This window comes from Varibaculum massiliense (genome assembly GCF_900106855.1).
Lineage (GTDB): Bacteria > Actinomycetota > Actinomycetes > Actinomycetales > Actinomycetaceae > Varibaculum > Varibaculum massiliense.
In genome coordinates, this window is the sequence record NZ_FNWI01000004.1 from 152282 (window position 1) to 174139 (window position 21858).

21 protein-coding genes are annotated in these 21858 nt (G+C 53.8%); 3 read left to right on the forward strand and 18 right to left on the reverse strand.

What is annotated here, in order from left to right; genetic code table 11:
* Positions 1–15 precede the first annotated feature (15 nt).
* Positions 16–1356, reverse strand: coding sequence for a DUF349 domain-containing protein (locus BQ5456_RS00720; protein WP_071128316.1), 1341 nt, complete (start codon positions 1354–1356; stop codon positions 16–18).
* Positions 1357–1487: 131 nt separating this feature from the next.
* Here BQ5456_RS00720 and BQ5456_RS00725 point away from each other — a divergent pair, with 131 nt between their 5' ends.
* Both BQ5456_RS00725 and BQ5456_RS00730 read left to right on the forward strand, forming a co-directional pair.
* Positions 1488–2243, forward strand: a complete 756-nt coding sequence (locus tag BQ5456_RS00725; RefSeq protein ID WP_071128317.1) for an MBL fold metallo-hydrolase — start codon at positions 1488–1490, stop codon at positions 2241–2243.
* An 88-nt stretch (positions 2244–2331) separates the two neighbouring features.
* Positions 2332–2901, forward strand: a complete 570-nt coding sequence (locus BQ5456_RS00730) for a hypothetical protein (protein WP_071128318.1) — start codon at positions 2332–2334, stop codon at positions 2899–2901.
* Here the strand turns inward: BQ5456_RS00730 and BQ5456_RS00735 are convergent.
* The 16 genes from BQ5456_RS00735 to thrS form a co-directional block, all read right to left on the reverse strand.
* Positions 2890–5196, reverse strand: coding sequence for a RelA/SpoT family protein (locus BQ5456_RS00735; RefSeq protein ID WP_071128319.1), 2307 nt, complete (start codon positions 5194–5196; stop codon positions 2890–2892). The two genes, BQ5456_RS00730 and BQ5456_RS00735, sit on opposite strands and share 12 nt — an antisense overlap.
* 85 nt (positions 5197–5281) lie before the next feature.
* Positions 5282–5821 (reverse strand): adenine phosphoribosyltransferase, encoded by a 540-nt coding sequence (locus BQ5456_RS00740; protein WP_071128320.1) that lies wholly within the window; start codon positions 5819–5821, stop codon positions 5282–5284.
* On the reverse strand, positions 5818–6906 hold the full coding sequence (secF, locus tag BQ5456_RS00745) for a protein translocase subunit SecF (RefSeq protein WP_071128321.1): 1089 nt from the start codon (positions 6904–6906) through the stop codon (positions 5818–5820). The genes BQ5456_RS00740 and secF overlap by 4 nt, the downstream gene beginning before the upstream one ends.
* A complete protein-coding gene (gene secD / locus BQ5456_RS00750) occupies positions 6903–8786 on the reverse strand; it encodes a protein translocase subunit SecD (RefSeq protein ID WP_071128322.1) in 1884 nt (627 codons plus the stop codon). Before secD ends, secF begins: the two co-directional genes overlap by 4 nt.
* Positions 8787–8825: 39 nt before the next feature.
* The gene (locus BQ5456_RS00755) at positions 8826–9260 is read right to left on the reverse strand and encodes a preprotein translocase subunit YajC (protein WP_071128323.1); all 435 of its coding nucleotides are present in this window, start codon (positions 9258–9260) and stop codon (positions 8826–8828) included.
* A 46-nt stretch (positions 9261–9306) separates the two neighbouring features.
* Positions 9307–10431 carry a Holliday junction branch migration DNA helicase RuvB gene (ruvB, locus tag BQ5456_RS00760; protein ID WP_083378282.1) on the reverse strand — a complete coding sequence of 375 codons (1125 nt, stop codon included), beginning with the start codon at positions 10429–10431 and terminating at the stop codon, positions 9307–9309.
* Between the two features lie 9 nt (positions 10432–10440).
* Positions 10441–11040, reverse strand: a complete 600-nt coding sequence (gene ruvA / locus BQ5456_RS00765) for a Holliday junction branch migration protein RuvA (RefSeq protein ID WP_071128324.1) — start codon at positions 11038–11040, stop codon at positions 10441–10443.
* A gap of 41 nt (positions 11041–11081) precedes the next feature.
* A complete protein-coding gene (ruvC, locus tag BQ5456_RS00770) occupies positions 11082–11720 on the reverse strand; it encodes a crossover junction endodeoxyribonuclease RuvC (RefSeq protein WP_071128325.1) in 639 nt (212 codons plus the stop codon).
* A gap of 9 nt (positions 11721–11729) precedes the next feature.
* The gene (locus BQ5456_RS00775) at positions 11730–12491 is read right to left on the reverse strand and encodes a YebC/PmpR family DNA-binding transcriptional regulator (RefSeq protein WP_071128326.1); all 762 of its coding nucleotides are present in this window, start codon (positions 12489–12491) and stop codon (positions 11730–11732) included.
* Positions 12492–12579: 88 nt separating this feature from the next.
* Positions 12580–13167: an NUDIX hydrolase gene (locus BQ5456_RS00780; RefSeq protein WP_235858499.1), complete on the reverse strand. Its 588-nt coding sequence runs from the start codon at positions 13165–13167 to the stop codon at positions 12580–12582.
* Complete coding sequence (locus BQ5456_RS00785) at positions 13168–14499, reverse strand: PrsW family intramembrane metalloprotease (RefSeq protein WP_235858576.1); 1332 nt, start codon at positions 14497–14499, stop codon at positions 13168–13170. It abuts the gene before it with no gap.
* Positions 14500–14601: 102 nt separating this feature from the next.
* A complete protein-coding gene (locus tag BQ5456_RS00790; protein ID WP_071128328.1) occupies positions 14602–15717 on the reverse strand; it encodes a glycosyltransferase family 4 protein in 1116 nt (371 codons plus the stop codon).
* A complete protein-coding gene (locus tag BQ5456_RS00795) occupies positions 15714–16664 on the reverse strand; it encodes a phosphatidylinositol mannoside acyltransferase (RefSeq protein WP_083378283.1) in 951 nt (316 codons plus the stop codon). The genes BQ5456_RS00790 and BQ5456_RS00795 overlap by 4 nt, the downstream gene beginning before the upstream one ends.
* Positions 16665–17279, reverse strand: a complete 615-nt coding sequence (pgsA, locus tag BQ5456_RS00800) for a phosphatidylinositol phosphate synthase (protein ID WP_071128329.1) — start codon at positions 17277–17279, stop codon at positions 16665–16667.
* Between the two features lie 3 nt (positions 17280–17282).
* A complete protein-coding gene (locus BQ5456_RS00805; RefSeq protein ID WP_071128330.1) occupies positions 17283–17846 on the reverse strand; it encodes an HIT family protein in 564 nt (187 codons plus the stop codon).
* A gap of 3 nt (positions 17847–17849) precedes the next feature.
* Entirely contained in the window at positions 17850–19859 is a 2010-nt protein-coding gene (gene thrS / locus BQ5456_RS00810) for a threonine--tRNA ligase (RefSeq protein ID WP_071128331.1), read from the reverse strand.
* Positions 19860–19910: 51 nt separating this feature from the next.
* Here thrS and gluQRS point away from each other — a divergent pair, with 51 nt between their 5' ends.
* The gene (gene gluQRS / locus BQ5456_RS00815; RefSeq protein ID WP_205407832.1) at positions 19911–20873 is read left to right on the forward strand and encodes a tRNA glutamyl-Q(34) synthetase GluQRS; all 963 of its coding nucleotides are present in this window, start codon (positions 19911–19913) and stop codon (positions 20871–20873) included.
* A gap of 12 nt (positions 20874–20885) precedes the next feature.
* Here gluQRS and pflA read toward each other — a convergent pair whose 3' ends face one another.
* Complete coding sequence (pflA, locus tag BQ5456_RS00820; RefSeq protein ID WP_071128332.1) at positions 20886–21797, reverse strand: pyruvate formate-lyase-activating protein; 912 nt, start codon at positions 21795–21797, stop codon at positions 20886–20888.
* Positions 21798–21858: the final 61 nt, after the last annotated feature.

The following is a 21858-nucleotide window of genomic DNA, read 5'->3' on the forward strand; positions in this document are numbered from 1 at the left end:
TGACGTTAACAGCTCCTAAAAGGACTCTACCTGTTTTAGCCAAGCCTCACGGGCTTTTAGCGACTCTTTTAGTTCCGCCGCTTTTTTGCTATCCCCAGCCGCTTCCGCCTGGGCAATCTCCGCCTTAATCTGTTCAATTAGAGCCACAAGTTGCCCCGCCATCCCTTCGGCGCGCGCCTTGGTTTCGGGATTAGACTTGCGCCATTTCTCTTCTTCTAGACTGCGCAAGTAATCTTCCACCGCCCGCATCCGCCGTTCCACCCGGTCGATATCGGCGCGCGGCACATGTCCAATCTCGTCCCACTTTTCTTGCAGCGGACGCAACTTAGCCTTTAGTTCTTCCACATCAGTGAGTTCTTTAAGGGCTTCTGCCTTTACCAAGATGGCTTCTTTTTTCTGAAGATTCTCGGTTTCGAGGGCGTTTACCGCTTCATTTTGGGCGTTACGGGCATCAAAGAACTTTTGCTGCGCCCGATGGAAACGCTGCCAAAGGGCATCGTCCTCACGACGCGAAGCTCTCCCCGCGGTCTTCCAGCGTTGCATTAAATCGCGGTAAGCCCGGGAAGTTTCCCCCCAATTAGTGGAACTAGATAGTGCTTCGGCCTCGACAATAAGTTTTTCTTTAGCGGCTTTGGCCTGGGATTGGGCAACATCTAGCTCGTTAAAGAACACCCGCCGCTTCTTATCGAAAGAAGAACGTGCCGCCGCGAACCGTTTCCAGAGTTCATCCTCAATAGCGCGTTCAATCCGCGGTCCAGCATGCTGGAGGCGCTTCCACTCGTCTAGCAAATCCCGCAGTTCTTGCCCGGATTGTTTCCACTGGGTGCGGGCAGAATCCTGCGCGGCGATTTCTTCTGCTCTCGCCACCACTTTTTCGCGGTTCTTACGTGCCTCTTCTTTAGCCTCTGCCCGCTGAGCCGCCGCCTCTTCCTTGCGTTTATCGGCTTTTTCTTGCAACTGTGCAACTTTTTCCCGCAAAGCCGGAAGGTCACCCACTGCAGCCGGTTCGCTGACCTGCTCACGCAAAGACTTCATAGTCTGGTCAATCTCGCGTTCAGCAAGTTTAGGTAGCCGTTCGGCAAATAAAGATATTTGGGCTGCTAAATCCAGGTAACGCCGCACATAGATATTTAACGGGTTCTCAGGTACTTCTGCGGGGAACTGTCCAATCTGACGTTCTTCTTCCCCATCTTTAACCCAAACGCGTCCCTCTTCATCGACGCGCCCAAAGGGCAGCGCTGCCGAAAAGTCAGGGGTTTTTATCGGCATTACCGGTTTATTTTCCCGAGGTAGACGAATCTTCCCTGGGGTGGGTACAGGTTTGGGCTTCGGAGCGGTATCGGGCTGTTCAGTCACTAATTTTTCCTTAAATCAGTTATTTTCACGGCTAGGCTTAGCCGCTTGCGCGTGGAGCTTGTTGCTCCCTAACCATATTATGCCCTAGTGCAGCTAAAGCACCAAGGACGCACATCCTTTAAGATGAGCCTATGAGGATTGAAAAGTTTTATGCCCCCTTCTATTCGGAAAATCCCTATCTGCTGCTAGCTCCCGGCAGTGACCAGGCGCTAATTGTAGACCCCGGGCATGGTGCATTAGAGCAGCTGAAACAAGCACTATCCCGTCTAGAGGTGACGGTAGCGGCGGTATTGTGTACCCACGGACACGCTGACCATATATGGGATGCTCACGCGCTGGCTGGTAAAGCTCCGGTTTATATTCCTGCCCCCGATGAATACCGTTTCCACCCGGAAAAACTAGATCCGCGCGAACGCACAGAACACGAATTATCCCTTCCGCCCTGGAAAGAACCCGAAAACCTGCAAGTGCTGCCAGCTGCTGCCACCAGTGAAGGTGCAGAACTAGCACCCGGGATTTTCCTGCGGGCAGTCCCGGCTCCCGGACACACCGAAGGCTCTACCCTATTTCTTTTTGAAGCCAGCGACCTTAGCGGAAGCGCGGCGCAGGAGGCACAAGACATCTACGATAACTGGCTAGCAGAATCGCAGAGAAAGCAGGAAAAACCACAAAAACTTGCCCTCTCGGGGGACGTAATCTTTTTCGGCTCGGTAGGACGCACTGATCTGCCCGGCGGCGACTCCCAGCAAATGCTGCATACCTTGCGCACCTTACAAAACGTGATTGACCCAGACACCGTGTTGTTGCCCGGACACGGCCCGGCCACAGTGTTCGGATTGGAAAAAGCCCACAACCCCTTCTTCGCCCAGGCGCGCTACCAGGGATAACCTTTTCCACAGTTTAGGTGGTTGCAAGTTTTCCTTGCGGGGTTTTTCTGGCTTTCTGCTTTCCTCTTTGGGGGCGGAAGCTTAATGTATGGAAGCAATTCTGGTTGATGCGCATGAAAACCAGGTTTTACATGGATCAGCGCGGGCAGCACTAACCCGCGGGAACCGTTTTGTCTGCTGGCAGGGTACTAATTCCGAGATTCTGGCGGAGGCAGTAACCTTATCTTCAATCTATGGACGTGCCCTCTTCCTGGCTCCCCTGCTGCCAAAAGATTGTTTCTTAACCGGGCATTCCGCTGCTTGGGTGTGGGCAGGTCAGGAGCTTCCTCCACAAAACCTGTATATCGCCAGTGCTCGCCGCCCCTTACGCGGCGCCGACTCTCGCTTTTGGGTTCACTTCGATGCCTCCGCCAGGCGCCTGTTAACCGAGCGCGGCATTACAACCGTGGGATCTAAAAGGGAAGGCAAAGGCATCTCCATTTCTCTTGGCGCAGAAGAAACTGGGGAAAACCAGGCACAATTCCTGCGCCTAGGGGAAGTTAAGCTGCTTAGCCCCTGGGCTACCTTTCGTTTTTGTAAACGCCACCCCAATCTTCCCGGAGGTGATTGCTGGAATCCCAGGCGCCTGCTTAACTTGGCTAACCGCTTACTTCCGTAAGGTACGAGTAGTGCGATGGGCGGAAAATACCCCCGGGACTTTGCGAATATCACTCAAGATGGTGTGCAAATAACGCGAATCCGCTACCTCGAAAGTATAGCGGGAACTGGCAACCCTATCCGAGGAGGTGTTCATAGAGGCCGCCAAGATATTGGCGCGATAATCAGAAAGCACCTTGGTAATGTCGTTAATCAAACCTTCGCGATCTAGCGCCTGAATCTCAATTTCTACCTGGAATTTTGCAGTCGGATGTTCAGCCCAAGAAACTTGTACCACTCGCTCGGGATGAACCATTAAGTTTTGGGCGTTGGTACATTCTTTACGATGGACTGACACCCCGTGTCCGCGGGTAACGAAACCTACGATTTCATCTCCGGGAAGGGGATTGCAGCAGCGGGCAATCTTCGTCCAGATTTCCCCTTGCTTCATCCCTTCTACCTGGATGCCGGTACCTTCGTTACCGCCCAGAGGGCGGGCTTCTACCTGTTCGGGAAGTACCGCTTCAGACAGGGTTTCTTCAGCGCCGTCTTCTCCCCCGGCGCTTTCCATTAGTTTGTCCACTACATTGGCGGGAGAAACATGATGAGATCCCACCGCCGCGTAGAGGGCAGAAATGTCGCTATACCCCATGCCGGAAGCTAGCGCCGTCATAGTGTCATGGCTCATTAGCCGCTGCAGCGGCAGATTCTGTTTGCGCATATAGCTAGAAATGAGGTCTTGCCCCGCCTCGATAGCTTCTTCGCGCCGTTCTTTGGAGAACCAGGCCTTAATCTTGTTGCGCGCCCGGGGACTGGCAACGAACTTTAACCAATCCCGAGAAGGCCCTGAATTAGGCGACCGGGAAGTTAGTACCTCTACACTGTCCCCGTTTTCCAATTTGGTGTCCAGGGGAACCAGTTTGCCACCTACTTTTGCCCCTACCGTACGATTTCCGACCTCGGTGTGTACCGAGTAGGCAAAATCTACCGGTGTGGATCCGGCAGGAAGGTCTTTAACTTCCCCCGCCGGGGTAAACACATATACCCGGGAGCCCGACATTTCATAGCGCAGCGAATCTAAAAATTCGCCCGGGTCTTGAGTTTCCTTTTGCCAATCCACCAATTGGCGCAGCCAGCCCATTTCATCGCTATCTGCCAATGGAGCTTTATTATCACCCGCAGATTTAGCGTTTGGGTCTTCTTTGTAACGCCAGTGAGCCGCGATGCCATATTCGGCGCGGCGATGCATCTCCCGGGTGCGAATCTGGATTTCTACCGGTTTGCCCCCCGGTCCCACCACCGTAGTATGCAGTGACTGGTAAAGATTGAATTTGGGCATGGCAATATAGTCTTTGAAACGCCCCGGGATCGGGTTCCAGCGCGCATGCATCTCCCCTAACACCGCATAGCAGTCCCGCACTGTTTCTACCAGCACCCGCACCCCAACCAGGTCATAGATATCATCGAAGTCGCGTCCGCGCACAATCATCTTTTGATAAATCGAATAGTGGTGTTTGGGGCGACCAGTAACTTCGCCCGCAATTTTATTTATCCGTAAATCTTCTTTGATTTTGTCGATTACTTCCCGCAGATATTTTTCGCGCTCGGGCGCGCGTTCATGCACCAAGTTATCGATTTCTTCATATAGCTCGGGGTAGAGAGTTTTAAAGGCCAGGTCCTCTAGCTCCCATTTAATGGTGTTCATCCCTAAGCGATGCGCTAAGGGCGCAAAAATCTCTAGAGTTTCGCGCGCTTTATTTTGCGCCGATTTGGGGGAAACATATTTCCAGGTACGAGCATTGTGGAGGCGGTCGCCCAGTTTTATCACCAGCACCCGAATATCGCGGGACATGGAGATAATCATTTTGCGCACAGTTTCAGACTGTGCTGCCTGTCCGTAGGTGACTTTGTCGAGTTTAGTTACCCCATCAACCAGCAGGGCGATTTCTTCCCCAAAATCAGCAGTCAGTTGCTCGAGAGTGTAGTCAGTGTCCTCTACCGTGTCATGCAGCAGCGCCGCCGCCAAGGTGGTGCTGGTCATCCCAATTTCCGCCAAGATAGTAGCAACTGCTACCGGATGGGTGATATAGGGCTCCCCCGATTTACGAAACTGACCTTCATGGCAGCGTGATGCCGTCTGATAGGCGCGTTCGATTAGCGAAATATCCGCTTTGGGATGATTGGCTCGTAGCGCCCGCACCAAGGCTTGAATATGGGGATCAATGTTCTTAGAACGCCCAGTTAACCAGGCCAAAGACGCACGCACCCGCGAGGACGGAACTGCGTTGGCGCCCTCATCGGGAGTGGTAGAAGTCATGTATCTAGTTTAGTGACCCACCAGTCATTTCCCCAAGTTTCCAGTTAGAAAGGACACTAGGAGTAAACAGAGATGCGTAACTAGGCTAAATCAGAGTCAGGGCTTCACATTCTAGGTCGCCGATATGCTCACGCCCATCGAGTTCTTCCAGCTCCATCAAAACGCACACCGATTCCACTACTGCCCCGGCACGTTTAATCAGCGCCGCTGATGCATTTACAGTGCCGCCGGTAGCCAGCACATCATCAAGTACTAAAACTCGCGCGCCCTTCGCAATGGAATCCGGCTGCAGTTCCATCCGGGATTTTCCGTATTCGAGGCCGTAATCGATTCCGATTACCGGACCGGGAAGTTTCCCGGCTTTGCGAATCATTAAGGTACCCAGCCCCAGTTCGACTGCTACCGGAGCCGCAATTAAGAATCCGCGAGACTCCAGACCGGCAACCAAATCCACCCGACCTCGATAAAAGTCGGCTAGCCCTTTCACTAGCTGGGAAAAAGCTTCCCCGTTAGCCAGCAGCGGAGAAATATCCCTAAAGAGTACCCCAGTTTGCGGAAAATCTGGTACGTCCCGCAAATTCTCGCGGATAATTTTCCCTAGGGGAGCCAGTTTGGGGTTTATCATCGTTTACTCCTGGAGGTACGTTTGGGTTGCGCCTGTTGCCCCTGGTGATGCCCGGCTTTCAGCGGGTGTGCCACCCGGCTAACTTCAGGAGCCTTCCCATCTTCCTGGTCGCTTCCACCAGAGCGCTTCTCCAGTACCTTTTGGGTGTGGCTGGAAATCTTTTCGGTGCGAGAACGCAGCACCATCAGCATAGAGGGTGCAATCAGGATTGAGGACAGGGTACCGGCAATCATTCCTACGAACAGTGCCAAGGAAATATCGCGCAGGGTACCCCCTCCCAGGGAAATCCAGGAAATCAGCAGAATCGAGGTTACTGGCAACAGCGCTACTACCGAGGTGTTAATTGAGCGCACCAGCGTCTGGTTAATCGCCAGGTTAACAATCTCGCCATAAGTAGAGCGGGTTTGCTGTTCGAAATCAACCGAAAGTTCGCGCACCTTGTCAAAAACCACCACCGTGTCATAGAGGGAGTAACCCAAAATCGTGAGTACCCCGATGATGGTGGCCGGAGAAATCTCTACCCGGGTTAGCGCCAAAACTAGACCGGTGATTAGCACGTCATGGCAAAGCGCAAACAACGCCGAAAACGCCATAGTCCAGGTTTTAAAGTACGCCCACAGCATCAGGGCCACCAGGATAAAGAAAATCACCAGTGACTGCAGCGCCTTAAAGGTAACGTCCGCTCCCCAAGATGGACCAATAGTAGTCGCCGCAACCTTAGCTTCTGGCAACTTATAGGCTTTCGCCAGCTGGGTGACTACCTGGCGTTTAGAGTTAGTATCCAGGGATACCGATTGCACGCGCACCGAAGAAGCACCTACCGAGTTAACCGAAGCCCCCTTCAGTTTAGGATTGGCGTTCACAACTTTGCGGGCAGGCGCCTGGTCGCGTCCGGTGACTGAAGAAATCGTGAACTCGGTTCCACCCTTGAAATCGATTGAGCGTTCCAATCCCAGCACCGACATTGCCAATACCGAAATCAGCATTAGGGCGACGCCGGCAATCAACAGGTATTTGCGGTTATCAATAAACTTGTAGGATTTGCGACCAGAATAGAGGGCATTACCCCAACTTGCGAAACTCATTTTTCATCCTCCTGGTCCGTCCCGGATACTGACGCCAGTGCTTCTGAGGCAGCATCATCCCCACCGGAATCCGCTTTTGCCGCTTCTACTTCCTCAGCTTTGTCATCATCTGACTTTTCTGCGTCATCTTCCGGCTTAGTTTTGTACACAGAGCGAATCTTACGAACCTTACCGGCGCCTACATAACGATAGGTGCCGCGTTGCGCCCCCAGGTGCTCCGGATCTAGACCGGAGAGCTTATGTCCTTCGCCGAAGAACTTAAAGCGCAGCAGCCAGACCATCATCGGGTGGGTGAAGATGAAGATTAGCGCCAAGTCGATCAAAGTGGTGACCCCGAGGGTGAAGGCGAAGCCTTGCACCCCGCCGACCGCCAGGAAGTACAGTACGCAGGCAGCCAGTACGTTCACCAAGTCGGAGGTAACAATCGTGCGTTTTGCGCGATCCCAACCAACGCTGACTGCGCTAGAGAGGGCTTTACCATCGCGAACCTCATCGCGGATTCTCTCAAAGTAAATAATGAAGGAGTCCGCGGTAGTACCGATTGAGACAATGACGCCCGCAATCCCGGCTAGCGACAGGCGGTAACCCATGGACCAGGAAAGCAAAGTCAATACCAGATAGAGGATTACCCCGGCGCTTACTAGGGAGCCTACTGCCACCACCGCTAGTCCGCGGTATTGCCAAATCAGGTAGAACACCACCAGAATCAAGCCGATAATACCGGCGATAACCCCGTATCGTAGCTGGTCAGCACCGAGAGTTGCCGAAACCTGCTGTTCGGATTGCACATCGAAGTTAAGCGGCAGCGAACCGAACTTTAGCTGGTTAGCAAGAGCGGTGGAAGAAGATCGCGTAAAGGAGCCAGAAATTTCGGCTTTTCCGTTAGTAATCGCGTTATTTACTCCCGGGGCTGAAACCACCAAGCCGTCGAGTACGATTGCAAACCGGTTCTTATCATTATTTTTCCCTGGCGGTAGGCCATTTTCTCCCGCCACCGGCTGGTTCCGGAACTTCATCATCCGGGCGGTAATATCCGCAAACTGGGAAGCCCCCTGCTTATCGAAAGCCAGATTAACTACCCACTGACCGGTGGACTGTCCGGAGGCTCCGGTACCCATCCCGGATTCTGCAGAAGAAATCCGCGCCCCCGAGACTTCTGCCGGAGAAAGAATATATTTTTCATGTCCTTCGCTAGAACAAGCTACCAGGGGTTTCTTAATATCGCCGGAGGAGCCGCCTTCCCGCGAGCTCTTCTTCTGACAATCTTTAGCGTAGAACTCTTCCAGGATTTTTTCGGTAATCCAGGCATCATCCGAATTGTCTTTCGGTTGACTGACCGGCTGATCGCTGATCTTACCGTCACCGTTAATATCCGCCATCTGCTTGGCAAAAGCCTGCGGGTCGATATTAGCCTTTGGAGCCTCTTTCTTCCCCGATTTTTGCTGCTCTGCCTGCTGTGCCATCACCGATTGCGGAACCCCGGGGGCAGAACGCAATACCGCCCGGAAATACAACTCTGCAGACTGGCGCACCAAGTCCAAAGTTTCTTTCGAGGGATTACCCGGCAGCGCAACTAGGATATTGGAGTTACCCTGGGAGGTAATCTCGGCTTCAGATACGCCCGAGGCGTCGATACGTTGGCGAATAACTTCAATCGCCTGCGTAATGTCTTCTGCCGTAACCGCACGTTTTGCCCCTGATGCGGCGTTGCCTTTCGGGGTAAGAATCAGCTGGGTTCCCCCCTCCAAATCCAAAGCCAAAGAGGGAGTAGGCTTTGCTTTCTTAGTGAGTACCCCTACCAGTAGAGTTCCCGCAAGAGCCAGCACAAGTACCAGGAAAAACGCCAGTGTGCGTCCGGCGTGATATTTTTTCTTCGCCAATGTTGTTCTTTCCGTTAAGTACGGTGATTATTTCTTCGCTTACTTATTCTCTTCGTCAGAATTGCTGTCTTCGGAAGAAGAATCCTCTGCCTCCGCAGCAGGATTTTCGTCCTCTTTGACCTCTTCTTTTGAATCTTCTGCAGGCTGCTTATCCGTCTCGTCAGCTGCTTCGTTTTCTGCGTCCTCCGCGGCAGAATCAGCATCGGGGGCAAAAGGCGGATTGCCTACGCTAACGATTGCTCGCGTAGTCCACAGGGTTTCGGTGCCATCGGAAGTTTCTAGCACGATTACGTCCCCATCGGTTTCTACATAACGACCGTAAAAACCCGAGGTGGTCATTACCCAGGCACCCGGTACCATATCGTTTGCCAGTTTTTCGCGCTGCTCCGCCTGCTTCTTCTTAGCGTTGCGTGAAGAAAAGATCATCATCACTAGAAACGCGGCGATAACCGCTAGAAGTAACCCACTACCCATTGTCAACCTTCCAATCTAAAATTCTTAACCTTAATGATTCTAAGCGTTAAAGCACGTCTGTTTCATCTTTCATACCCGGTTTTGGGCGGTTTTGTGACCAGTAGCCCCCTGATTCGCTCTCACCCAAGTCAAAAAGTGAGGCTTCACTGCCCCCACGGGGCGGAGTTAACCCTAAATGGGCGAAGGCGTTAGCGGTAGCAATTCGCCCTCGGGGAGTGCGGGCAATAAAGCCTTGGCGCACCAGGTAAGGCTCCGAAACAGTTTCTACCGTTTCTGGTTCCTCTCCCACCGAAACCGCCAAAGTAGTCAGACCTACCGGTCCGCCGGCAAAACGCTCACATAGCGCCTGCAGCACTGAGCGATCCAGACGGTCTAAGCCGGCCGGATCCACTTCGAACAGGTCGAGGGCGGCTTTGGCTGCCTGCAGGGAAAGCTCCCCATCTCCATGCACCTGGGCATAGTCGATTACGCGGCGGAGCAGACGATTAGCAATCCGGGGAGTTCCCCGCGAACGCGCCGCCATTTCGGAGGCTGCCTGCGGATCCAGTTCCGCCTCCATCAGCCGAGCCGAACGAGTTAATACCTGCTGCAATTCCTCGGGACTGTAATAGTCTAAGTGAGCGGTAAAACCGAAACGATCCCGCAAAGGTGCCGGTAGCAATCCGGAGCGGGTAGTTGCTCCCACTACCGTAAACGGCGGCAAGGTTAGCGGAATCGAGGTCGCACCCGGGCCTTTACCAACCACCACATCGACGCGAAAATCTTCCATCGCCAGATAAAGCATCTCTTCCGCGGTGCGCGCTAAACGGTGAATCTCGTCGATGAATAGCACATCGCCCTCTTGCAGAGCCGAAAGGATTGCCGCTAGATCTCCGGCGTGCTGAATCGCCGGGCCGGAGGTTAGTCGCAGAGAAGTCCCGGTTTCATGGGCGATAATCATCGCCAAAGTGGTTTTACCCAATCCGGGAGGACCAGCCAAAAGCACATGATCCGGGGTAGTTCCCCGTCCGATAGCAGCCTTGAGTACCAGATCGAGCTGGCGGCGAATCTTTTCTTGTCCTACAAAAGATTCTAGGTCTTTCGGGCGCAGCGCCGCCTCTGCTGCCCGTTCAACCTCGTCTGCCCCCGGTCCTACCGGAGAGCTAATCGCCCACTCGTTCGTTTCTTCCACTGCGCTCCCCTATGCGTGATGCTTACCTAGCAATTGTAAGGCCGCACGCAAAAGCTCCGGCACCTGCGCTTTCGGATTGGCTTCAGCCGCCTCTTTCACTGCTTTTTGCGCCAGCGGGGTTCGCCACCCTAGCTGTTCGAGGGCGTGGCAAACTTCCTCGCGTCCGGCGCTGCCGATCCCGCCACTAGCCTCGGTCTGTTCCCCAGCAGGCTCCCCTAGCTTATCCCCGATTTCCACTAGGATGCGTTGCGCCGATTTCTTACCTACCCCCGGAATTTGAGTAAGCGCCGCCAGGTCACCTTGGGATACTGCTGCCCGTAGCTCATCGGGGCTAAACACTGCGAGGGCGGCTAGCGCCAGCTTGGGACCGATTCCAGAAATGGTGATTAGGGTGGAGAAAATATCGCGCTCATCGCGCCCCGCAAAACCGAAAAGCAGCCAAGCATCTTCGCGCACCACCAGGTGAGTAAGTATCTTCACCTGTTTGCCGACTTCCAGGGTAGACAAAGTAGCGGGGGTAGCGAAAAAAGTGTAACCCATGCCTGCCACCTCAATAGTGGCTTTGTCTAGTCTGACTTCCTCGATGGTTCCCGATAAATGCGTAATCATTTATTATCTCCGCTAGCTGGCTACTGGTTATAAACGCTATCCTACTTGCCCTTATTTCGCCTAAGCCGGGGATCAACCGCGCCGGTGCGCCGGCTTGTCGCCTGCGCCTGCGCCCACACCTTTTGGGCAGCAGTCAGATTTCCCCGTGCAGAAATCTTGCCCGATAAGGAAACGTTAACGGTGCCATCCCGGCTCGCTCCCTGCAAACCGTCCTGACGCCAACCATGACAAATCGCGATTGCTAACGCATCGGCAGCGTCAGCAGGCCGCACCACTTTTTCCATCCGCAAAATCCGTTGCACCATGTGTTGCACTTGGGCTTTATTCGCGACCCCGGAGCCGGTGACCGCGGCTTTAACCTCTGAGGGGGTATGGATAGCTAGCGGTAGCCTGTGAGCCGCGGCCTCGCTCATAGCTATACCCATCACCCACATGGTAGAAGTAACCGACTGCACGTTGTCTTGGGCAAATACCCGCTCAATCGACATGACTTCCGGCTGGTATTCTTCGATAGCGGCTGCTATCCGTCGGCGGATTTTATCTAGGCGGAAATGGGATGCCATATTTTGCGGAGAGCGGGCTACCTCGACATGCACCAGCTGGGCACGCCGCTGAGAATCCATATCGATGATCCCGATCCCGCAGCGAGTAAGACCGGGGTCAATCCCGATAATCCGCAAAGATCGACCCTATTCTTCTTCCTCGTATTGGGCTTGTACCTCGGGACTAACCGAAAGATTAGTGAATACATCTTGCACGTCATCGCTGTCTTCTAGGGCATCGATAAGTCGCATCACCTGGCGATACTTAGCCAAATCTAGCTCTGATTCGGTGGTAGCCTTCCACTGGGTTTCTGCCGAATCGTAGTCAATGCCGGATTCCTGCAAGGCTTTGCGCACCTCAACCAGATTCGTGGGATCACAAATAACGGTGAAGCTTTCCGCGCCTTCCTCTACTTCCTCGGCTCCCGCATCCAGAACCGCCATCAAAATGGTGTCTTCGTCTACGCCCTCGGCTTTAGCCACCTCGATAGCACCGATCCGGTTAAATAGATAGGAAACGGAGCCGGGATCAGCCAAGTTACCGCCGTTTTTACTAAAGGCAGTGCGCACATCGGCGGCCGCGCGATTCTTATTATCGGTCAGGCACTCTACCAGCATCGCTACCCCGCCCGGGCCGTAACCTTCGTAGGAGATGGTCTGCCAGTCTGCTCCCCCGGCCTCAGCTCCGGAGCCGCGGGCAACTGCCCGTTTGATGTTATCAGCGGGTACCGAGTTCTTTTTCGCTTTTTGGATCGCGTCAAAAAGGGTGGGATTTCCCGCGGGATCCCCGCCACCGGTACGAGCTGCTACCTCGATATTCTTAATCAAACGGGCAAATAGTTTGCCCCGCTTAGCGTCTATTGCCGCTTTCTTATGCTTGGTGGTAGCCCACTTTGAGTGACCCGACATTCGCTCTCCTTAAGTTCCGTTCGCGCAATTGCATTTCAAAATACAAGCCCGATTTTAGCGCCTTTGCGCCCTCAGCGTCTAAATAGCCTTAATCGTAGATGCTTAGGCAGTTGCCGTCCCAACCGCTCGCCCACTGCTGTGCCAGTTCGGGGAGGCAGTTAGGATAGATAGTTTCCCCCTCGCCCAAGGACGCAAGTTCCGTAAGGGGAACCCAGCGGATATCTTCTAAAAGTTGCTTTTCTGAGGGCGTCCACTGGGCTGGAAAAGCCCGGGGTGCATCTGCATTTAAATGCACCAGGAAATAATGTTCTGCCTGGATAGCCCAAAGTTTGCGAAACTTTAGCAAAGATTCCCGGTAAAGTACCGGGCCTTGCAGCTGATCACGTTCAAGGGTGATTCCAGTTTCTTCTTTAAATTCCCGCAGAGCCGCTTGTTCGCGGGTTTCTCCGCCTTCAATCCCCCCTCCGGGGGTAAACCACCAGCGATGGGTGGGATCAGAAAAATCGTGGCCACTGATTAAAAGGATGCGCCCTCGAGAATCGAACGCCACTATCCGGGCAGCGTAGCGACCGGGGTAACCATCCTGATCGATTGGCCAGTCGCTACCTAAAGGATTTTCATCACCAACAGGAAAAGGATTCGGGAGGGGACGCGGCACCTGAAAATCGGAATTCACCTAGGCTCGCCCCATACGATAAGCACCCACCGGCGCGCTGGCCACCGCAAAAGCCTTGCGAGCCTGTAGCAACTTCTTGACCGCCTCCTGGTTTTCTTTTTCTACACTGGGAGAGAGACCACGATGAGAACTGGATACATAGTTCAACGCCAGGACGGTACAAGCCTGTTGGAAAGCTGATAACGCCCGGCGAGCAGCAGGGGAAATAGTACGTGCCGATTTGCGAGCCCGCCGCCGCCCAGAAAGCGAGCAAAGCATTTGTGCTTCTCGCACATCAATCCAACCAGCCGCAATATAGGCTTGCAGTCCACTTTCGATAGCATTGCGTTGCCGCACCGAAACCACCAGGTTAATGACTAGCCAAGTGATAAACATCGGTCCCCAGAAAAATAGGTAGGAAACCAGGAACAGCAAGGCAGAATAGGTGGCTAGTCCGTTCCAGGCGGCATGGAGGCAAATGGCGGATACTAGTCCGGAAACCGGAAGAATAATGCGCATTTTTGGGGAAGCCACCCGGGTAAGCGCCATCCCTAAAGCCAGACCAAAAACCGAGGTGTAGACGGTATGACCGAAGGGGCCAAGCATGGCACGCATAAAGAAAACTACCGGGAGCTGATCATAAAAACGCGCGAAATACAGGACGTTTTCGGTAAAGGCGAAGCCAGCCGCCAAGATTCCGGCAATCACTACCCCGTCTAGAGGGCTTTTAACTGAGCGCCGCCTGGTCAACATGATGATTACTACCCCAAGACCTTTTAAAGACTCTTCTACTATGGGTGCCACGATGGTGGCTAGAACCCCGAAAGACTGGAAGGGAGTGGGGCCAAAATCTACTGATTGCAGAGCTTTCCCCGAAAAGGTATTTACCCCTAAGGCGCAGGCAGAAGCAATCCCGGCTCCCCAGAGAAAGGCGATTACCAGCAACCACCACGGTTTTGGCGCCCAACGGTCAAGCCAAACCATCACGATAACCACAATCGCCATGGGCAATAAGGCAGCCATTACCGCCCCGATGGTGGTGGTAACTGACTCTTCGGCGGAGATAAACAGCGCGAAATAGCTAAGCCCGCCTCCGGCAGCTATTAAGCAAATCATTTCCAGCCAGGGAAAAGATCGCATCCGGGAGCGGCGACTAGCTTTCTCTGCTCCCGGATCTACCAGCAGCGGCTGCGAAGATACTCGCTGGGAAATTGCCGGATGCGGAATCAGGGGATCCACCGGCAGACTGAGGGCATCGAAACTGTAGTCTTGTACTAGCTGGTCGGGAAGCTGCTGATAGTTAGCGGCAGCATCAGGTTGGGCGAGCGCGGCGGGCGAATATCCCGGATTCATCTGGCTCACCTATTTCTCCTTTGCTGGGCTGACTCTAGTCTAACCGGGGAAATTATATTTTTTCCTATTGGCACTACCAAAACTCACTAACCGTTATGATCGCTAGTTTTCGAGTTGGTGTTCCCGGCAGCGTTCATAGACCGCTAACACTTGGTCAGTGACCGCCGACCAGTCATAACGTTTTGCTCCCTGGTGTCCCCGCTTTGCTAAGCGGGCAGCTGCTTCTCGATTTTCGCAAACTTCCAGCAGCTTTTCAGCCAGTGAGACCGCGTCCTCGGAAGTAAAAATTTTACCGAGGCGCCCTTCCTCAAGTACCGCAGTAAACGCGGGAATCGAGGAAGCAACTACCAGGCAGTTAGCTGCCATGGCTTCTACCAGCACAATCCCGAAGGACTCTCCTCCGGTTTGGGGCGCAATATAGGCAGTCGCCGAGCTAAACAGCGCTATTTTTTCTGCTTCGCTAAGCGTGCCCAAGAACTCTACGTTTTTTCCGAATGACGCTAGGGTAGCCCGGGCGCGGCTAGCGGTGCCGGGACCAGCAATTAAGAAGCGAGCGGCAGGATATTTTTCTAACACCATCGGAATGGCTGCTACCAGGATCGACAGTCCTTTTCGAGGTTCATCTAGGCGCCCTAGGAAACAGAACACCGGTGATTCTTCACTTTGCTGCCACTTTGGAGTGGGACTTGCCTGCGCAAAGGCTTGATAGTCAACACCATTAGGGATAACAATAGCGTCCCCGCCCTGGTAACGCTGCAAGGTTCGCCGCGCCTCCTCAGAGACTGCAATTTGCGCGCTGAGCTTTTCTTTTACCGACTGCACCACCGGTTTGCCCAAGGTGTAGAGCAAGGATTTTTCGATAGCGGCGTGAAAAGTACCCACCACCGGGCAACGCGCATGTTGCAGCGCAATTAGAGACACCGAGGGCGTAGCTGGTTCATGCACATGTAAAATATCGAAATCACTGGTGGTTACCCATTGGCGCGTGCGGGCTGCCACTCGCGGTCCGAACGCCAGGCGGGCAATAGAACCGTTGTAGGGAATCGCAAAAGTTTTCCCGGCGTTTATAAATCCATCCTCGCTATATTCGGTTTCTACCGGTGCAAATACTGAAACTTCATGACCTCGCCGCCGCAGTTCTTCTGCCTGATCCCGGACGTGGAACTGGACTCCTCCCGGTACATCGTAGGCGTAGGGGCAGACAATCCCGATTTTCAACGCTGCCCCTCCTTTCGGTTACGCCGGCGTGCCCGCGCTAGGCGCTCCGGATCTAAATCAGCAATAAATAATTTTTGCAGCATGAACCAAGATTCGGGGGAATCCAAAATCATTGTCCCGACTTTTTGTGCCCAATCCCTGGTCATAGTTTCTACCTTATCGGGCTTTATCGGTCCGGCAAGGTTAATCACTATCCCCCAGCGAGAGCGGGCTGCTCCCTGGCGGGCGCGTCCTAACCTTTCCAAAGAGATATGCCCGCAATAAAGGGGAGCATTAATTTTCTGGGCGAGGGCGGCTGGTCCCGCTGCTACTAGGGCTTTTGAGTTTCCCAGGGTAACTTCTATCCCGCTGCCGGTAATATCCCGGTCAGCGAGCAGCGGAATCAGATAGTGTCCTTCCCTAGCGGCTGCCACTAGGCTAGCGAAAGGCTTTTCCCCTTTTTCTACCGCGATTATCTGCATATTTGCTTGTCGCCGTACTTGAGTGAATGCCTGGAAGAGGGCTTCGGGTTTTACTTTTTCTGCCACCGTTAATACCGGTATTACTTCCTGGCTGGCAAAATAACCAGCAAGATCCCAGTTTCCCGAATGGGTGAGCGCCAAGCAAACATTGCCACGCGCGCAGTCTTCCAGAAAGGATTCCCGATTACCGCAGATGCGGACACGAGCCAGGATTTGGGAAGGAGAGAATCTCCCCAACAGGGCAGTTTCCGAAAATAGCCGCATATAGCCTTTTAGACCGCTCCGCACCGTCTTTTCGATTTCGTCTTCCGGAATCCCTAAATGTCGCAGATTTTTCCGGTATTGGTCAGCCCCGGAAGTGTTTATCCGGTAGAGTACTTCCCCAATCAGATTTCCAATACTGTGAGCAACCGGAAGGGGTACTTTGGACAGGAGTTTTAAGCCTGTCCGCGCTAGTTTTTCGCTCGAAATAATCTCAGTTTTCACTTACTTCAAGTGCTTTCTGACGAACATGATTCTTTGCACCACGGTCACGAAACTAGCGAACGCCACCCAGGAAAGCGCGATTGGAAAACAGATAAGCGGCGCTCCCAAATCGGTTATCCCTGCCCCCACCAGGGCGACTACTAGGCGATCGGTACGCTCCCCAATCCCCACTTTGGCCACTACCCCCAGGGCTTCGCCACGGGCGCGCACGTAGGGAACCGCCGCCGCCCCTACCAGGGCGCAGATAGTAGCGATGATAGTGCTGGTACGGATTCCTCCCGGAGCCATTCCACTAATCGCCCAATAAAGCAGGGAACCAAAAATCGCGCCATCAGCAAGGCGATCTAAAGAAGAATCCAGGAAGGCTCCAAACTCGCTGGTCTGATTGGTAAGCCGCGCAAGCACCCCATCTAGAGAGTCGGCGAAGGCGGTGACGCCAATCAAAGCCGCGCCGAGAGCCAAGTAGCCACGTGCCAACAAGCCGATAGCTAAGGCCATATTGATTACGGTACCGGCAACAGTGACCATATTGGGGGTTACCCCCGCTTTAGCCAGCAGCTTCGCGGGGGCGGTGAAAATAGCGCTAGCTAGACCTCGTCCATGGTTTCCCAGCATTAATTACCCCTGCCAACCCTTAGCTAGTTGTTCGCGGGCGTCACCTAGAAGTTGCGGCACTGCTTTACAGCGGGCGATTAGGGGGAAGAAATTAGCATCCCCTGCCCAGCGGGGAACAATATGTTGATGCAGGTGTCCGGCGATACCGGCTCCGGCAACTTCCCCTTGATTCATCCCCAGGTTAAAACCGGCGGGGTTCGCCACCTTTTTCAAGGTTCTAATCGCCTTCGCGGTTACTTCCCCGAATTCGGCGCGCTCGTCCTCGTCCAGGTCAATGTATTCGGATATATGCCGGTAGGGACAAATCAATATATGCCCCGAGTTGTAGGGGAACAAATTCATGAGGGCGAAGACTTTTTCTCCCCGATAAACAATCAGGGCGTCCTCGTCACTGCGACTAGGAGCGGCACAAAAGGGGCAGTCTTCACTTTCCTTAGTGGCTGGACGGGCCTCACCGGAAATATAGACCTGACGGTGGGGAGTCCACAGACGCTGAAAGGCATCGGGTATCCCCCCAAAGGCGCGTGAATCTTCGGTCGGCAGCGAAGTCGAATCCGGCGAAGCCATCAGTTATTTCCGTTCTGCAATCGCGGCAACAATCTTGGCGATAGCCTCACTTATCGGTACCCCGTTTTCTTGGCTGCCATCCCGGTAACGGAAAGAAACCGCCCCCGCCTCTGCGTCCTCGCCCCCGGCAATCAGGGTAAAGGGTATTTTATTTTTAGAAGCGTTACGGATTTTCTTCCCGAAACGATCATCGGAGGTATCGACCTCGACTCGCACCCCTTGTTTGCGTAGCTGTTCAGCAACTTTGAATAGGTAGTCGTTGAACGCCTCGGCTACCGGTACGCAGCGCACCTGGACAGGTGCCAGCCAGGCGGGGAAGGCTCCGGCATAGTGTTCCAGGAGCACCCCGAAGAAGCGCTCTATCGAGCCGAAGAGGGCGCGGTGAATCATCACTGGACGCTGGTGAGAACCATCGGCAGCGGTGTAGGTAAGGTCGAAACGTTCCGGCAGGTTGAAGTCCAATTGAATAGTGGACATCTGCCAGGTGCGCCCAATCGCATCTTTGGCCTGTACCGAGATTTTTGGCCCGTAGAAGGCGGCCCCGCCCGGATCCGGAACCAGTTTCAGTCCCGAAGCAGTCGCTACCTCTTCCAAAGTGCGGGTAGCTTCTTCCCAAGTATCATCATCACCTACGAACTTAGCGGGATTCTTGGTGGACAGCTCCAGATAGAAATCCTCTAGCCCAAAATCTTTTAACAGATCCAGGACGAAAGTTAGCAGGCTGGCCAGCTCATCGCGCATCTGCTCGCGAGTGCAATAAATGTGGGAATCATCTTGCGTGAATCCGCGAGCGCGGGTGAGTCCATGCACCACCCCGGATTTTTCGTAACGGTACACGGTACCGAACTCGAAAAGCCGCAGCGGCAATTCGCGGTAAGAACGCCCCTTGGAAGCGAAAATCAGGTTATGCATGGGGCAGTTCATGGGTTTCAGGTAATAGTCTTGCCCCTGCTTAGTGATATTCCCTTCCTGGTCGCGCTCTTCATCTAGGTGCATCGGCGGATACATGCCGTCGGCATACCAGTCCAGGTGGCCCGAGGTTTTGAACAAGTCAGCTTTGGTGATGTGGGGACTGTAAACAAAGGAATACCCGGATTCGATATGCCGTTTGCGGGAGTATTCTTCCATTTCGTTGCGGATAATCGCGCCTTTGGGGTGGAATACCGGCAGGCCGGAGCCAATCTCGTCCGGGAAGGAGAACAGATCCAGTTCGCGTCCCAGTTTACGGTGATCACGTCTTTCGGCTTCGCGTATACGGGTTTGATAGGCAACCAGATCATCTTTGCTGGCCCAGGCGGTGCCGTAGATGCGTTGCAGGTGATCATTAGCTTGGTCGCCCTTCCAATAGGCGGCAGAAGATTTGGTTAGGGCGAAACCGTTACCGATATAGCGGGTGTTAGGTACATGCGGGCCGCGGCACAGATCCTTCCAGGTACACTCGCCGGAACGTTCAACATTGTCATAAATGGTTAGTCCCCCGGCGCCTACTTCTACGCTGGCACCTTCGGCCTGATCTGGACCGTGACCTTTGGATTCGATCAGTTCCAACTTGTAGGGCTGATCGGCGAGTTCCTGGCGCGCCTCATCGTCACTTACTTCCCGCCGCACAAAACGCTGCCCGCTTTTAACGATTTTCTTCATCCGTTTTTCCAGGTCTTTTAACAGCTCGGGAGTTACCGGATCAATATTGCCAAAATCGTAGTAAAAACCGTCAGTGATGTAGGGACCGACTCCCAGGTTGGCATCGGGGTAAATCTGTTGCACCGCTTGGGCGAGGACGTGGGTAGCGGAGTGGCGAATAATTTCTAATCCCGCTTCGCTATCAGCAGTAATCGGTTCTACCTGCGCCCCCTCGGGAAGGGTACGCGCCAGGTCCCAGGCTTCGCCCGCGACCCGCATAGCTACCACGCTGCGGTCTTTGCCCCACAAATCCAGACCGGTACAAGTGGCAGCTACCTCTTTAGTCTCTCCTGCAATCTGGACGTTGATTAGCCCTGCTGCCTGTGCTGCCACGTTTGATCCTCCTAGTTACGGATTAAGTTATTACCTGGCTATTCTACCTAGGTGCTCATTGCGATTAAAATGAAGCCGTTTCTACTTACCCTACTAGCGGAGGGCAGTTTTACGCTCGTTGGTCGATACGCGCCCAGTCCTACTGGCGCTTTGCATTTGGGAAATCTGCGCACTGCCCTGATAGGGTGGGCGCTCGCTCGGCAAAGCGGCGGGCGTTTCGTGCTGCGTTTTGAGGATTTAGATGCCCGCTCCCGTGAGCCTTTCCGCGCCCTGCAACTTAAAGATTTAGCGGCTCTCGGGATTGATTGGGACGGGGAACCTTTGGTGCAGTCTAACTGCCGCAGCCGCTATGAGGAGGCATTTGCGCAGCTTAAAGCAGCGGGTTTGGTTTATGAATGTTACTGTTCGCGCCGGGAGCTATCGCAAATTGCTTCGGCCCCGCATACCCCTCCGGGGGCTTATCCGGGTTATTGCCGGGGTCTCACCCCCACCCAGCGCGCCCGGAAGCGGGAAGAACTTGCAAAAGTAGGACGCGGCCCTGCGCTTCGCCTGCGCAGCAATCAAGAAACTTTGACTTTCACGGATGCGGTTTACGGGCCCCAGACCGGGGTAGTTGATGATTTTGTGCTCCGCCGTTCTGATGGAGTATTTTCTTATAATTTTGTGTGTGTCGTTGATGATGCTTATCAAGGGGTAACCCAGGTGTGCCGCGGCCGGGACTTGTTATCTTCGGTTGCCCGGCAAAACTATCTGCATCAGCTATTAGGATCTACCCCGCCCTCTTGGGTGCATGTTCCTTTAGTGCTGAATCAAACGGGGCAACGTTTGGCTAAACGCGATGGGGCAGTAACTTTGGCTGAACTTGGAGAGCGCGGGGTGAATAACGCTGAAATCTTGGGGTTGCTTTCTAGTTCCTTAGGGTTTGCCCCGGTGGAAACAGCTAGCCAGTTCTGCCAGCAGTTTGAGCTGTCGAAAATGTGCCGGGAAGATTGGCGTTTTCTTCCCCCACGTTAGGGAAACAGTGGTTTAGGAAGAAAACACCTGTTGGATACCTTGTTCGCGCATGATCTGTTTCGCTGCCTCTACCTGTTCTTTAGTAGGCACCGGGGTGTCTGCTAGTTGATAGTCCAAGCCCAGATTTTCCCATTTGTCCCGAGCCATCTGATGGAACGGTAAGATCTCGAGGCGTTCCAGATTTGACCAACGCTGGGCAATCTGTGTTACTTTCGCAATATTTTCTGGGTCATCGGTTAGCCCAGGAACCAACACGAAACGCACCCACACCGGGACTTTGGCTTCAGCTAAACGATCGCCAAAAGTAATCGTAGGGGCAAGGGCGCGTCCAGTCACTTGGTGATAGGTGCTTTCGTCTCCGCTTTTAACATCCAGAAGAACTAAATCCAGATTCTTTAAATCAGCATCGGCCAGATTGGCACCTAAGAATCCCGAAGTGTCGAGGCAAGTATGGATACCTTCCTGGTGACAGCGTCGCAGCAGGTTTCGCACAAAATTCACCTGCATTAGGGCTTCGCCCCCAGAAATAGTCAGTCCCCCTCCGGTGACCTTAAAAATAGCGCGATAACGTGTTACCAGCTTAAACACATCGGTAAGAGTGACTGCATGCCCAGAACGCATCTGGAAAGTATCGGGGTTGTGGCAGTATTGGCAGCGCAACGGGCAGCCTGATAAAAACAGGGTAAGCCGGGTACCGGGGCCGTCTACGGCAGTCACCAATTCCCAGGAGTGCACCGAAGCTAGCTTGCCTTCGCGGACAGCCTGGTTGTGCTGGGAGTGGCTCATCTCGGGGGCTTCTCTTAGCGCTCCTAAACCGGAACCGCGCGTACGAGGAACTTGCTCTTCTAAGGGCTCGGGAGCATATTCTCCGGTAATCCCATCAGCACTGACGCTGATATTTTCGGCACCGCCAGTTATTTCCATTAGCCCCGCCTTGTCTGTTTCCTTTGGTGAATACTCGATTCTATTTATGGTGAGGGCGGGC